The sequence below is a fragment of the Roseovarius lutimaris genome (genome assembly GCF_900115165.1).
Lineage (GTDB): Bacteria > Pseudomonadota > Alphaproteobacteria > Rhodobacterales > Rhodobacteraceae > Roseovarius > Roseovarius lutimaris.
In genome coordinates this window covers 37448-51963 of record NZ_FOVP01000024.1, presented here as the reverse complement: position 1 = coordinate 51963, position 14516 = coordinate 37448, and the positions used below count along the sequence as shown (strand labels likewise).

Below are 14516 nucleotides of genomic sequence, written 5' to 3'. Positions count from 1 at the left end.
GGACAATGGGCCGGAATTTATCGCTCAGAAGGTGCGGGACTGGATCGCTGCCGTCGGTGCCAAGACGGCTTACATCGAACCCGGATCACCTTGGCAGAACGGATATTGCGAAAGCTTCAACGCCCGTTTCCGCGACGAATTGCTCAATGGCGAAATGTTCTACACCTTGCGCGAGGCACAAATACTGATCGAGCAATGGCGAATCCACTACAACACCGTCAGGCCGCACAGCGCATTAGGTCATCGACCGCCCGCGCCAGAAAGCATCGTTCCGATAGACCAGAGGCCCACAATGCACTAACAATTAACCTGGACCACCCGACGGGGGCACGCCAATAGCCCTTGGAAAGGTGCTTGGGCTTGATGGCAGTGATGATTGTTAGGTTTGCGGGCACTTTGGACGTGTTTTTCTCTTGGGTCATACCTTTACACCGAGTCGACGGGCTCGGCCCGCACGAGGTGACAGGTTCTGACGGCCATTACTCAAAGTAGGGGCGTGCGTATCGAATTGGCCGTAGCCAGTACAGAAAGCGGGTTTGCCGGTCATTGTCCGGCTCCCCAGATCAGGCCAGAGACCGTGTTCGCCTGCGCTTCGGTCAGACCATGGAGCCACACCAGAAGTTGGATTTGAAGTTTTGTCATTTTCTTATTGCCTCGGAATTCACCGAAAGCAACGGGCAGTGCTAAGTTCAGAGTGAAGGTGTCCAAACCTCAATCTTGCTAAGCCCCCGCGGTCGCTTCGGTGGGGGGGGTACTTGGCGGAAGCGGCGCGACGTGTTTCCCACGCTTCGATTTCCGACAACTTCCAGCGCGAGCACTGCGGCGACAGTTTCACCGGCTTGGGAAAAGTTGGGTCGGTGTTAGTCCAACGCCACGGGGTTGAGCGATGAACGTTATAGCGAGCGGAAAGGTGATGATCAGAAAGGTAGGTTTCGGCCATTGCGGCTCACTCCAATCAGTTGCGATTGGAGCCAACTTGGATCGTATATTATGCGCTGTCGTTTGTATTTACTTGCGACTGTTTTTACACAGATTCAGGGAAAGATAGCGAGCTATGCCCGAAAGTTGACGGGGCGGTAAAAAGTGGTCACCTGAGCGTTGGTTGTGCCCGCTTTTTGACTTTTCGATATTGCGCTTACCGTTTTCTTTCATGCCAGCGCCGAAGATCAGGGCGAAAGACAGGCTCGGCTTTACGCCTGAACTGCCGCACATCGGCGGACATTCAGGCTGAGGGCGCGCAGATTGACCGTGTATCGCATGGTTGGCATGCCCCGAACCCGCAAATACGCAAGGTTCATCTGGTGCTTCAGCCGTGACATCGTCGCTTCGATCCCGGTGCGCCAACGATAGGCCTCGCGGCAAGGATCGCGGCTTTCGTAAAGTCGTCGTTTCCGGTTTTTCGCCCGCGTTGGCGTGTATTGAAAGCGAGCGAATTGCCCGTCATGTTTCTCGGCCTGCACAGGACAGCGTGCCCTGTCGGGGCATTCTCTGCAGGTGGCAAGATCGAAACGCGCCAGTAGTTTCGCAGTTGACGCAGAGGTCGAGACCGATGCGACGCTGGCACAGCGTGACGCTTGCTGGTGCGATCCACAACGCAGATACAGGCATGAACCCGGAAGTCAGATCACTCATAGAAGGTCAGAAGGTCCTTCAAAAAGAATGCTTGGCACTAGATGCGTCTAATCCACATTGCTACGAAATCTGTCGTCGGGAAGACGATTTGGAGATCGAGTCCTTGGTTGGTGCAGTGCCAGAACTTAGGTTTGCTCGATGCGAGAATTATCGTTGGCTTGTAGTGAAGCGATAGATAGGGTGCGAAAACATTACGCAACCCGTAGCACGCAAGCGCAATCCAGATGGCGGGTTTTTCGACGGGTTGCGCCGAGTCCTCACATTAATATAGATTTAATAACAGACAGTTATAATTTTATTTGGAGCGGGCGACGGGAATCGAACCCGTATCATCAGCTTGGAAGGCTGAGGTCTTACCATTACACAACGCCCGCGCTCAGGCCGTTGTTAGGACAGTGCGATTTCATCGTCAAGCGGGTTATCGGGGCGCTAGTAATTCTGCGCGCGCCGGATCTTGGTCATCCGCCCCTCTTCGGCGATCGCCCCGCCAAGGGTGGTCACCCCCTTGGCCCGCAGCAGGCCAAGCATATGCACGAACACCTCCGCCGTGGCCAGGGTGTCGCCCATGGCGGTATGGCGGGCCTCGGGCGGGATGGTGATACCAAAGCGATCACAGAGCGCATCAAGCGTATGCGCACCGGTGTGATCGAACAGCCCCGCCGACATCAGCACCGTGCACAGCACCGGATTGTCAAAGCGGCGCTCCATCACCTCTTCCTTGAGTCGCAGAAAGGCCAGATCGAAGGGCGCATTATGGGCCACCAGAACCGAGCCTTTGCAGAAATCGTGAAACCGCTGCCCGGCGGATTTTATATCGGGCGCATCGACGACCATCTCGTCGGAAATGTGATGCACCCGTGTCGAGGCGACGGGAATCGCGCGGCCCGGATTGACCAGCGTGTCAAAGGTCTCGCCGCGCAGGATACGGCCATTGACGATGCGAATGCCCGCGATCTGCACGATCTCATCACCGCCACGCGGCGACAGGCCGGTGGTTTCGGTGTCAAACACCACAAACGACAGATCCGACAGCGCCCGTTCCGCCAGATCGCCAAGCGGTGCGTCGGGCAGGTTGAAATCATAAAACTCGGGGCGGGTATCGCCGGGGCCAAGCGGCGGTGCGCCCGACACCAGCGGCAGAACGATCCGGTGGCCGGTGGCTGTGGGTTCGCACCACAGATCGCTCTGATGCCCGCTCAGGGCATCGCGGCTTGTGTAATCGCCATAAGCCGTCGAGAGCGGGCGCGCCAGCCAGCCGGCGATCTCGCCGTCATTGACCGCCTGCCCCTGCCAGCCGAGGATCAGGCGGGTTTCCTCGCCCTCGACCTCGGCGGAAAGTGCAAGATCGTGGCGGGCGCCCGTCTCGGTCAACCCCACGATCACCTGCGCCAGAAGCGCGGTGATGGCAAAGCCGTCACAGATCAGCGTGGCGTCGGTTCGGGCCTGCGCCAGCGGCACATCGACCTGCGCGCTCAGCCCGTCAAAGATATGCGCGACCGCCACCGGCGACATCGGCCAGCGCCGCGATCTGGCCGCCGAATGGCGTTTGCCCATATCGTCAAGACAGGCGAACAGCCGCCCGACCTCATCCTCGATTCCCTGACGGAACCGCGCGCGGGCCTCGGGCGGCAGGTCATCTTCCGATTGCAACACATCCAGAAGCGCGCCAATGGTGGCGGCGGGACGGCGCACGCCCTCAAGCAGGCTGTTGAACAGGTGATCGTGATGGGCATGCGCGCTCAGGTCATCGGTGGCGTCACGAAAGATAAGCACATGCCCGGTCAGTTCTTCATCCGACAGGATCGGGCTGACGCGACCCAACAGAAACCGCGTGCCATCGGCACTCGCGGCCAGAAAGGTCTCGGCGCCGATCCGGCCCCGGACGCGGGCCTCCTGCATACGTTTGAGCGCGTCCATCACCGGCTCGGGGCGCAGGAAGGCCGAGAGCGGGCGATCCAGACCGATCTCACCCAAAAGCTGCTGCGCCATGCGGTTATAGAGCATCACCCGGTTGTCGGGCGTGGCCACCACCGCGCCTTCGCCAAGGTCGCGAAACAGGGCCTCAAACAGGGCCTTTTCACGGTTGATCCTTGCGGTTTCCCGCTCGACCGCGCGTTGCCGGGCGGCGCGGGCCTCGGCGAGGGCGGCGTTGATGGCATTGGCGGCGGGGGCCAGCGTGCTCAGGTGTCTGGCCTGGGATTCGTCAATCTCCAGATCGACATCGGCGCGCGCCCGCGTGGTCAGATCAGAGGCGAGCGCCAAAATGGGTTTGGCGACGTTTTCGTCAAACAACAGCCCGATCCATGCGGCAAGGCCCAGAAGGCCAAGCGAGGCGACAAGCCCGGCCAGGATATAGCCCCCGACATCGCCGCCGCTGCGCGCATGGCCGAACCACAGAGCCGCCACGATGATCGCCACCCCGCCAAGCCCGAGGGCCGCAAAGAAGAGCGCAAAACGCAGCCGCAGGCCCAACCGCTCAGCCATTCCTGACCTCGCCCAGCAATTGCCCGATCTGCGTACACAGATCGCGGGTGGCGAAGGGTTTGGTCATGAACGCATCCGCCCCCACCGCCAGCCCCTTGCGCCGTTCGATCTCGCCGCCGCCGGCGGTCATCATCAGAACCTTGATGCCCTTCAGCGCGGCATCGTTGCGGATCATCTGACAGATTTCATAGCCCGAGCGCTCGGGCAGCATCACGTCAAGCACCACAAGATCCGGCGGGTCTTCGGCAAGCGCGGCAAGGGCCGCATTGCCGGTCGCGACGCGGCGCAACCGATAGCCTTCGCGCCCCAGAAGATGTTCAAGGGCCAGCGCGATATTGTCCTCATCCTCGACCAGAAGAACCGATTTTTGGGACATGGGCAGGCCTCCTCCTGATGATTTAGGTACGCGTCATTTGGCGCAAAGCGCGGCAATCAGCGGGTCGCTGTCATCGACGTCGCGCCAGATCGCGGTGGCGGGATCGCTGAGCGCGCCCTTGGTAAGGTCGGCGCGGGCGGATGTGGCACAATTGACCAGCTGCGGGCGCTTGGCGGGCGGTGTCCAGCGGGCGAAAAAGTAAAGATCGGCGAGCTGCACATCGGGCGCATCCGCGTTGGTCTGCACGCCCGCGCGATCAAGCGCCATGATCCGCGTGGTTTGCGGCACCACATAGGTCCAGGGTTTCCAGAAGCGGGTCTCGGTGACGCTCACCAGAACCTCGACCCCCTCGGGCAAGGCGGCGGTGGTGCGCCCGGCCCAGGAATATTCCGACCAGATCGCATAGCCAAGCATCGCCGCGCCGGCCGCCACGGGAATGAACCAGCGCGGCAAACGCCCGCCACTCAGGTGCCCGGCGGCAAGCGCCATACCAGCGGCGGCAATGCCTGCGGCGAAGGTGGCGATCAGTTCAAAAAACATGTGCTATCCCGGTGTTCCGCGGCTCTGCTGAAGGGCCGATTGCATTGTCTTGACCACCATAAACGCATCGCGCAGGTGGTTGCGCTCTAATTCTGATAGATCCGTGGGCGCCATGAAATTGTCAGGCGCGCGCCCTGCCCTGATCTGGGTTGCCTGATGGCGCAGGCGGGTTTCGCCGATCAGGTCATAGGCATCCAGAAGATCGCGTGCGCCGCTCTCGGAAATTACGCCGCCCGCGCGCGCGCCTTCGATCCGGTCGCGGGTGCCCGCCACCTCAAGCTCGCCCAAAAGCGCATAGATCCGCCCCAGATCGACCACCGGCACCACGCCGGTATGCTTGAGATCAATGGTGTTCTTGTGCTCGCCCGATCGGATAAGGGCAAAGCCGCGAAACAGACCCAACGGCACCGTATGCTTGAGAGAATTCGAGATCATATGCGCCACGAAAATCGAGTTTTTGCGCGCCCGTGTCAGAACCTCGTTTTGCAAATCGTCAAACAGCGCCGCCTCGCCCGCGATCGGGCGCAGGTCGAACATCACCGAAGCCAGCATTTGCGCCTCATTGTCGGGTTGTCTGATCCAGCCCGCGAAATACTCGCGCCAGACATGGCGGGGCTGGCGCCATTTGGGGTTGGTGGCCATCATGTCGCCCGGACAATAGACAAACCCGCAGGCATCAAGCCCGTCCGAGACGACCTTTGCGAGGGCGGCGAAATAGGCGTCATGCTCGGGCAGGACCGCATCATCGAGGATCAGGCAGTTGTCCTGATCCGAAACGCCGGTCTGTTCGCGCCGTCCCTGGCTGCCGCAGGCGGCCCAGAGATAGGGCACGGGCGGCGCGCCCAGCTCGGCCTCGGCCAGATGCAACAGGCGGCGGGTGATCGCATCGGTGATATCGGTGATGCGGCGGGTGATGGATTGCGGCTTGGCGCCGCCATGCACCAGTTGCGCCAAAAGGCCCGGCACGCGCTCCATCACCTGCGCCATGGCCGTTGCGTCATCGGCATGGGCGATATCGGCGACCATATGGCTGGCAGTGGTGGCCTGCTGGCGAAACAGGTCGGTCTTGCCGATCATCCCCACCACGCGGCCATTTTGCGCCACCGGCAGGTGATTGACCCCAAGTTCCGACAGCTTCATCAGCGCATCAAGCCCAAGCTGATTGGGCGCGATGGTCACCGGGTCGGGCGTCATGATCTGCGCCACAGGCACCGCGCCGGTCAACCCTTCGGCCAGCACCTTGTTGGTCAGGTCATGCGCGGTGATGATCCCGGCAAGGCGCGCGCCCTGCATCACCACGACCGATGAAATCACGTGGTCGCGCATCAGGCGCGCAACATCCGTGATCGTCGCATCGGGCGCACAGGTGATCGGCGTCTGCGCCATCATGTCCGACACCTGAAGCGCCGTGAGGCCGGTGGCATAGGGGCCCTCGTCGCCAGAGGTCTCTGAGGGGCGGGCGCGCTCGAACCACTCCGCGACGGCGGGAGAGTGCTCCATCAGGTTCAGAAAGCGGTCCTTGGGGATCACCACAAGGCGGCTTGGCTCGACCGCGCGGGCGGTCAGCATGGCATTGCCATCCCGCAACAGCCCACGCTCGCCCATGATGTCACCGACCCCGCGCCGCGACACAAGATCGGCCTGACCGGTCTCGATATCAAGCGCGCCGCTTTCCACCACGTAAAGCCCGGCCAGCGGGCCGCCCTTTTGAAACAGAACCTCGCCGGTGGCGATCTCAAGCAGAGCCAGATGCGGGCCAAGCTCTGCGCGCAGGGCTGCGGACAATGCCGCGAAGGGTGCGTGACGGGTCAGCGCCTCAAGCGGGTCAGGTCTGGGATCACTCATGGCTTTCGGTATCCCTTTCGTCTCGTCAGGAAATCTATCTAAAAGCGCCCGTTGTCCGGAAATATCGGGGGCGTTGGAAAAGACGGGGGCGACAGATGCCGCCCCCACCGATGTGTTTAGTGGTCGGTCGCGGCACCCGCACCTTTGGGAACACGCACGCTTTCCACAAGATCCTTGATCTCTTGCGGGGTCTCTTTGGTCATGCTTGCCACCACATAGGCCACGGTGAAGTTGATCATCGCGCCGACTGCACCGAAGGATGTCGATTTGATCGTGCCCAGAAGCGGATCGGCATCGGTGAAGCTGTTGGTGTCAGGGATGAAGAACCAGCCCTTGTGCAGGAAAATATAGATCAGCGTCACGAGCAGACCGGCGAGCATGCCGGCAACCGCGCCGTGATTGTTGATCTTGGTCGAGAATATCCCCATCATCAGCGCCGGGAAGATCGACGCCGCCGCCAGACCAAAGGCCAGAGCAACAGTCTGCGCCGCGAAACCCGGAGGGTTGAGGCCAAGGTAAGTGGCCACGACAATCGCAACACCCATGGCAACACGCGCCGCCATCAGCTCGTTCTTTTCCGAGATATTCGGGTTCAGCTGACCTTTGATAAGGTCGTGGCTGACCGCCGAAGAAATGGCCAGCAAAAGACCCGCCGCCGTTGACAGGGCTGCCGCAAGGCCACCCGCGGCCACAAGGCCGATCACCCAACCAGGAAGGTTGGCAATCTCGGGGTTGGCAAGCACAAGGATGTCACGGTTGAACTTGGTAAGCTCATTGCCGGTCCAGCCGTTGGCGGTCGCTTTTTCCTGCATGGCAGCGTCTGCATCGTTATAGTATTGGATGCGGCCGTCGCCATTCTTGTCTTCCCAGTCCAGCAGGCCGGTTTTCTGCCAGGTCTGCATCCAGTCGTATTTGGGATCGCTTGCGATGTCTTCGACCGACACGGCCTGTGCATCGGTGCCATTGGGCCACATCAGCTCGGTGATGTTCAGCCGGGCCATGGCGCCCACAGCCGGAGCCGTGAGGTAAAGCAGCGCAATAAAGACAAGTGCCCAACCAGCCGACCAACGTGCATCGGCGACGCGCGGCACGGTGAAGAAACGCATGATGACGTGCGGCAGACCCGCCGTACCGATCATCAGCGACAGCGTGAACAGAACCATGTTCAGCGTGTCAGAGTGATGCGTCGTATATTCGGCAAAGCCCAGCTCGGCCACAATCGAATCCAGCTTGGCCAGAAGCGGCTCGCCACTGGCGACATGATCGCCAAACAGGCCAAGCGCCGGAACCGGGTTGCCGGTCAGTTGCAGCGAGATGAAGATCGCCGGAATGGTATAGGCCATGATCAACACGACATATTGCGCAACCTGCGTATAGGTCACACCTTTCATGCCGCCGAAAACCGCATAGGCAAACACCACACATGCACCGATCAACAGACCGCTGGTGTTGGAGATTTCAAGAAAGCGGCCAAAGGCCACGCCAACGCCGGTCATCTGGCCGATCACATAGGTGGTCGAGGCCACGATCAGACAGATCACGGCAACCATGCGGGCGGTCTTGGAATAGAACCGGTCGCCGATGAACTCGGACACGGTGAACTTGCCGAATTTGCGCAGGTAGGGCGCAAGCAGCAGAGCCAGCAGAACATAGCCGCCGGTCCAGCCCATCAGGAAGGTCGAGTTGTCATAGCCGGTAAAGGCAATGAGGCCCGCCATCGAGATGAACGAGGCCGCCGACATCCAGTCAGCCGCAGTCGCCATACCGTTGGTGACGGGGTGAACGCCGCGACCCGCAGCGTAGAATTCACTGGTCGAGCCTGCGCGCGCCCAGATTGCGATGCCGATATAGACCGCGAAAGACGCGCCTACAAACAGCAAGTTAAGTGTAAACTGATCCATCATTCCTGTCCCTGTTATTCTTCGCCGACGCCGTGTTCGGCATCAAGTTTGTTCATCCGCCAGGCGTAGAAAAAGATCAGCGCCAGAAAGACCAGAATCGAGCCTTGCTGTGCGAACCAAAAACCAAGATCAGAGCCGCCGACGGCGATCCCCGACAGCATGGGACGCAGCAGAATGCCAAAGCCGAATGAGACAATAGCCCAGATCAGCAGGCTCCACAGAATAAGACGCACATTGGCTTTCCAATAGGCGTTGGATGCTTCTTTATCGGACAAAGCGTGCCCTCCCTTTTTACAGGTTTCCTCCTGCCCGCGCGGGACCATCCCGGCGCGGGTTTTCCCTTACGCAAGCGTCGATGCGACGAGTGCGTTCAGTTCTTTGGCGACATCCCCGATCGGGGCCATCGCATCGACGCGGGCCAAGACCCCGCGCGCGTCGTAATAAGAAATCAGCGGCGCGGTCTGCGCGTGATAGGCCACAAGCCGCTGTGTGACGGTTTCGGCATTGTCATCGGCGCGCCGCTTCATATCGGTGCCGCCGCATTTGTCACATTTGCCATCCACCGCCGGGGTCTTGAAGCTGTCGTGATAGCCCTCGCCACAGCCGCCACAGGTGTAGCGGCCCGAAATTCGGGTCACCATCGCGGCGTCGTCGACCTCAAGGCTGATCGCGGCGCGGATGTCCTGACCGAGATCGGCCAGCAACCCGTCAAGCGCCTCGGCCTGCACGGTGGTGCGCGGAAAGCCATCAAGGATCACGCCACCGACGCAGTCAGGCTCGGCCAGACGGTCGCGCAGGATCGCGATGACGATCTCGTCGCTGACCAGATCGCCCGCCTCCATCACCGTCTTGGCCGCGCGTCCGGCCTCGGTGCCCGCGGCAACAGCCGCGCGCAGAAGGTCGCCGGTTGAAAGTTGAACCAGGCCAAAGGTGTCCTCAAGCATGCGCGCCTGTGTGCCCTTGCCGGCCCCCGGCGGCCCCAGCAGGACCAGATTGGCGGCGGTTTGCGGTGTCTCGGTGCCGTCCATCATCATCTTTCCCCCTCAGGCCAGTGCGGTGCGGTTGGTGATCAGATCGTCCACGACCGACGGATCGGCCAGGGTCGAGGTGTCGCCAAGGCTGTCGTAATCGTTCTCGGCAATCTTGCGCAGAATGCGGCGCATGATCTTGCCCGAACGGGTTTTCGGCAGGCCCGGCGCCCATTGGATGACATCGGGTTTGGCAATCGGGCCGATCTCGGTGCGCACCCAGGTGGCAAGCTCTGTGCGCAACTCATCCGTGGGTTCGACCCCGTCCATCAGGGTGACATAGCAATAGATGCCCTGACCCTTGATGTCATGCGGATAGCCGACAACGGCAGCCTCAGAGACGGTGGCATGTGCCACAAGCGCGCTTTCCACTTCTGCGGTGCCCATCCGGTGACCCGAAACGTTGATCACATCGTCAACGCGCCCGGTGATCCAGTAATCGGCATCTTCATCACGACGACAGCCGTCACCGGTAAAATAATAGCCTTTGAACATCTCGAAATAGGTCGAGACGAACCGCGCGTGATCGCCCCAGACGGTGCGCATCTGCCCCGGCCAGCTATCCTTGATGCAAAGTACGCCCTCGGTGGCACCGCTCAACTCGTTGCCCTGATCGTCAAGAATGACCGGCTCGACCCCAAAGAACGGCTTGGTGGCCGATCCGGGCTTGGGCTTGGTGACGCCGGGCAGCGGCGTAATCAGGATGCCGCCGGTTTCGGTCTGCCACCAGGTGTCAACAATCGGGCATTTGCCCTTGCCGACATTGTCATTGTACCAGTTCCAGGCCTCGGGATTGATCGGCTCGCCGACCGAGCCGAGAATACGCAGGCTGCTGAGGTCGCTGCCTTCAACCGGGCCGGTGCCCTTGCCCATCAGGGCGCGGATAGCGGTGGGCGCGGTGTAGAATTGCGTGACTTTGTGCTTTTCACAAACCTGCCAGAAGCGGCCCGCATCGGGATAGGTCGGCACGCCCTCAAACATCACCGTGGTCGCGCCATTGGCCAGCGGACCATAAACGATATAGCTGTGGCCGGTGACCCAGCCGACATCGGCGGTACACCAGTAGATGTCACCCTCGTGATAATCGAAAATGTATTCATGCGTCATCGCGGCATAGGTCAGATAGCCCCCCGATGTATGCACAACGCCCTTGGGCTGCCCGGTCGAGCCAGAGGTATAGAGAATGAACAGCGGATCTTCGGCGTTCATTTCCTCGGGCGGGCACTCGGCGCTGACCTTTTCGGCCTCTTCGTGCCACCAGAAATCAAGGCCGTCGCGCCATGCGATCTGACCGCCGGTACGTTTGACCACAAGGCATTTCACATCGTCCACATCATGCAACAGCGCTTGGTTGACGTTATCCTTGAGCTTGGTCGCCCGACCACCGCGCGGCGCGTGATCTGCGGTGATCACAACCTTGGCGTCACAGCCATTGACCCGCGCCCCAAGCGCATCTGGGCTGAAACCGGCGAAAACGATGGAATGAATGGCACCGATGCGCGCACAAGCCAGCATCGAATAGGCGGCCTCGGGGATCATCGGCAGATAGATCACCACCCGGTCGCCTTTGCCCACGCCCATGGATTTCAGGACATTGGCCATCTTGCTGACCTGGCTGTGCAGCTCTTTATAGGTGATGTGCAGCGCCTCGTCTTCCGGGCTGTCGGGCTCCCAGATGATCGCGGTCTGATCGCCGCGGGTCGCAAGGTGGCGATCGACGCAATTGGCGGCGACGTTCAGCGTGCCATCCTCGAACCACTTGATCGACACATCGTCATAGGCAAAAGAGGTGTTCTTGACGCGGGTATAGGGCTTGATCCAGTCAAGCCGCTTGCCGTGTTCGCCCCAGAACGCAGCCGGGTCATTGATCGACTCCGCATACATGCGGTCATAGGCCTCTGGATCAATGTGAAAATCGGGTGCCTTTGCACCTGCGGTGTTCGATGATTGTACCATAGCTTGAATTCCTCCGTCCCAGTGTCCACTTGAAAGCCATTCAAGTTGAATTTTGTATTCCACGGCATACCTTACCTTGAAATGCGAAAAAAATTAACAGTTCCCGCCTATACACCTGTAAATCAGGTGAAAAGATTGCCTTTTTTATGGGCGAATCTGTAAATTACTTTACAATTCGCCGTTTTATTGAAGTTCCGAGCGGTTTAGCGCTATCACCTGTACGGCCACGCCGCGCCCCTCCCCCTGTCGATGCATGTCGTCAGGGCATGCTGCGGCAAAATGCCCTCCTTCACAACCTGACGCAGCGTCACATTCCCAACACCGCAGAACACCGAATCGCCTTAAGCGGGTGCTCGACGGCGCAAAACCAAAGTATGCGGGGTTTACGGCATGGCGTGAAGACTTAAACCGATCTATGCAGATACGATGGCGCGCTGACCGGACAGTCGACCGAAGCCACGCCCGTGTTTGGGGTTGAACCCCCGCGCAAAGATCACAAATGTGAATCCAGCCCGAGGATCGCCCATGCCCTATGCCCATTCCGATAAAACGCCCTCTGTTCTCAACAGTCCCGCGCCCGAGGCGGCCCGGCGCCCCAAGCTTGAGGGCGGCAAGCGCTTTGTGATGGCCACCGACTATGAGCCCGCCGGAGATCAGCCAACGGCGATTGCAGAATTGTCGCAAGGCGTGTTTGACGGGGAACGCGATCAGGTTCTGCTTGGCGCGACCGGCACCGGCAAGACCTTTACCATGGCCAAGGTTATCGAAGAAACCCAGCGCCCCGCAATCATCCTTGCGCCGAACAAGACGCTTGCCGCACAGCTTTACGGTGAGTTCAAGGGATTTTTCCCCGATAACTCGGTCGAGTATTTCGTCAGCTTCTACGACTACTATCAGCCCGAGGCCTATGTGGCGCGCTCCGACACCTATATCGAGAAAGAAAGCCAGATCAACGAACAGATAGACCGGATGCGCCACTCGGCCACCCGCGCGCTTCTGGAGCGCGACGATGTGATCATCGTCGCCTCGGTCTCGTGCATCTACGGCATCGGGAGCGTCGAAACCTACGGCGCGATGACCCAGGACCTCAAGGTTGGAAGCGACTATGACCAGCGCAAGATCATGGCCGATCTGGTTGCCCAGCAATACCGCCGCAATGACCAGGCATTTCAACGTGGCAGTTTTCGGGTGCGCGGCGACAGCCTTGAGATTTTCCCCGCCCACCTTGAAGATCGTGCCTGGCGGCTATCGTTCTTTGGCGAAGAGCTTGAGAGCATCACCGAGTTTGACGCTCTCACCGGCGAAAAGACCGATACCTTCGAACAAATCCGCGTCTATGCCAATTCGCACTACGTGACACCCAAACCGACCATGCAACAGGCCCTGATCGGCATCAAAAAGGAACTGCGCCAGCGTCTGGATCAGCTGGTCAACGAGGGCAAGCTCTTGGAGGCGCAGCGACTGGAACAGCGCTGTACGTTTGATCTTGAGATGCTTGAGGCGACCGGCGTGTGCAACGGGATCGAGAATTATTCGCGCTACCTCACCGGGCGCGCACCGGGCGAGCCACCCCCCACCCTGTTTGAGTTCATCCCGGACAATGCGATTGTCTTTGCCGATGAAAGCCATGTCTCGGTGCCCCAGATCGGCGGCATGTATAAAGGCGACTATCGCCGCAAGTTTACCCTGGCCGAGCACGGGTTTCGCCTGCCGTCCTGCATGGATAACCGGCCGCTCAAGTTCGAGGAATGGGATGCGATGCGCCCGCAATCGGTGTTTGTCTCGGCCACCCCCGCCAAATGGGAGATTGAACAGACCGGCGGCGTCTTCACCGAACAGGTGATCCGCCCCACCGGCCTTATCGACCCCGAGGTGGAAATCCGCCCGGTCGGCACCCAGGTCGATGATCTTCTGGATGAAATTCGCCGGGTCAGCGCCGAAGGGTATCGCACGCTTGTCACCACTCTGACCAAGCGCATGGCCGAGGATCTGACCGAATACCTGCATGAACAGGGCATTCGCGTGCGCTATATGCATAGCGATATCGACACGATTGAACGGATCGAAATCCTGCGCGATCTGCGGCTTGGGGCGTTTGACGTGCTGATCGGGATCAACCTCTTGCGCGAGGGGCTCGATATCCCCGAATGCGGGCTTGTGGCCATTCTGGATGCCGACAAGGAAGGCTTCCTGCGGTCTGAAACCTCGTTGATTCAGACCATCGGGCGCGCCGCGCGCAATGCCGAGGGCCGGGTGATCATGTACGCCGACCGGATCACCGGAAGCATGGAGCGCGCCCTGGGCGAAACCAACCGACGGCGCGAGAAACAGATCGCCTATAACGTCAAACACGGGATCACCCCGACGACGATCAAGAAAAACGTCGATGATATTCTGCAAGGACTCTACAAGGGCGATGTGGATATGAACCGGGTGACCGCCACGATCGACAAACCGCTTGCCGGCGCCAATCTTCAGGCGGTGCTGGAGGGTCTGCGCACCGACATGCGCAAGGCCGCCGAGAACCTTGAATTCGAAGAGGCCGCCCGATTGCGCGACGAGGTTAAGCGTCTTGAGGCGGTCGACCTCGTGATCTCCGACGACCCCCTCGCGCGGCAACAGGCGGTGGCCAAGGCCAGCGCCGAAGCGGTCAAAGGGCGGGGGCGCTCAACGGCTGGCAGGCCGGGGCAGCATGGCGGGAATGTGAAGCGGCGGGGGCGGTGAGGGTTTGGCAAGCAAAGTCCTGCGAAATCC

At 60.3% G+C, this 14516-nt stretch carries 13 protein-coding genes and 1 tRNA gene; 2 read left to right on the top strand and 12 right to left on the bottom strand.

Annotated elements, in window-relative coordinates:
- Window positions 1-301: integrase core domain-containing protein (locus BMZ91_RS18025; protein ID WP_143076387.1), on the top strand; the 301-nt coding region annotated here is incomplete at its 5' end.
- Window positions 302-543: 242 nt separating this feature from the next.
- On the opposite strand, the gene BMZ91_RS21535 is transcribed toward BMZ91_RS18025, so the two are convergent.
- The 12 genes from BMZ91_RS21535 to acs all read right to left on the bottom strand — a co-directional run bounded on the left by BMZ91_RS21535 (window position 544) and on the right by acs (window position 11762).
- Entirely contained in the window at window positions 544-708 is a 165-nt protein-coding gene (locus BMZ91_RS21535) for a hypothetical protein (RefSeq protein ID WP_177193908.1), read from the bottom strand.
- Window positions 662-940, bottom strand: a complete 279-nt coding sequence (locus tag BMZ91_RS22105; RefSeq protein ID WP_092841793.1) for a helix-turn-helix transcriptional regulator — start codon at window positions 938-940, stop codon at window positions 662-664. The genes BMZ91_RS21535 and BMZ91_RS22105 overlap by 47 nt, the downstream gene beginning before the upstream one ends.
- Window positions 941-1190: 250 nt before the next feature.
- On the bottom strand, window positions 1191-1598 hold the full coding sequence (locus BMZ91_RS22100) for a transposase (protein WP_425441601.1): 408 nt from the start codon (window positions 1596-1598) through the stop codon (window positions 1191-1193).
- A gap of 334 nt (window positions 1599-1932) precedes the next feature.
- Window positions 1933-2006 (bottom strand) — tRNA-Gly (locus BMZ91_RS18010).
- Window positions 2007-2061: 55 nt separating this feature from the next.
- Complete coding sequence (locus BMZ91_RS18005; protein ID WP_092841789.1) at window positions 2062-4116, bottom strand: exonuclease domain-containing protein; 2055 nt, start codon at window positions 4114-4116, stop codon at window positions 2062-2064.
- Entirely contained in the window at window positions 4109-4492 is a 384-nt protein-coding gene (locus BMZ91_RS18000) for a response regulator transcription factor (protein ID WP_092841788.1), read from the bottom strand. Before BMZ91_RS18000 ends, BMZ91_RS18005 begins: the two co-directional genes overlap by 8 nt.
- Before the next feature lie 33 nt (window positions 4493-4525).
- On the bottom strand, window positions 4526-5032 hold the full coding sequence (locus BMZ91_RS17995) for a hypothetical protein (RefSeq protein WP_092841786.1): 507 nt from the start codon (window positions 5030-5032) through the stop codon (window positions 4526-4528).
- 3 nt (window positions 5033-5035) lie between these two features.
- Window positions 5036-6877, bottom strand: coding sequence for a DUF294 nucleotidyltransferase-like domain-containing protein (locus BMZ91_RS17990; RefSeq protein WP_092841784.1), 1842 nt, complete (start codon window positions 6875-6877; stop codon window positions 5036-5038).
- 116 nt (window positions 6878-6993) lie between these two features.
- Window positions 6994-8778 (bottom strand): sodium:solute symporter family protein, encoded by a 1785-nt coding sequence (locus tag BMZ91_RS17985; RefSeq protein WP_092841809.1) that lies wholly within the window; start codon window positions 8776-8778, stop codon window positions 6994-6996.
- A 14-nt stretch (window positions 8779-8792) separates the two neighbouring features.
- Window positions 8793-9053 carry a DUF4212 domain-containing protein gene (locus BMZ91_RS17980; RefSeq protein WP_092841807.1) on the bottom strand — a complete coding sequence of 87 codons (261 nt, stop codon included), beginning with the start codon at window positions 9051-9053 and terminating at the stop codon, window positions 8793-8795.
- Window positions 9054-9119: 66 nt separating this feature from the next.
- Window positions 9120-9806, bottom strand: a complete 687-nt coding sequence (locus tag BMZ91_RS17975; protein WP_092841805.1) for an adenylate kinase — start codon at window positions 9804-9806, stop codon at window positions 9120-9122.
- Window positions 9807-9821: 15 nt separating this feature from the next.
- Complete coding sequence (gene acs, locus BMZ91_RS17970; RefSeq protein WP_092841782.1) at window positions 9822-11762, bottom strand: acetate--CoA ligase; 1941 nt, start codon at window positions 11760-11762, stop codon at window positions 9822-9824.
- Window positions 11763-12287: 525 nt separating this feature from the next.
- Between acs and uvrB the strand changes: the two genes are divergently transcribed.
- Window positions 12288-14486: an excinuclease ABC subunit UvrB gene (gene uvrB, locus BMZ91_RS17965; RefSeq protein ID WP_092841780.1), complete on the top strand. Its 2199-nt coding sequence runs from the start codon at window positions 12288-12290 to the stop codon at window positions 14484-14486.
- Window positions 14487-14516: the final 30 nt, after the last annotated feature.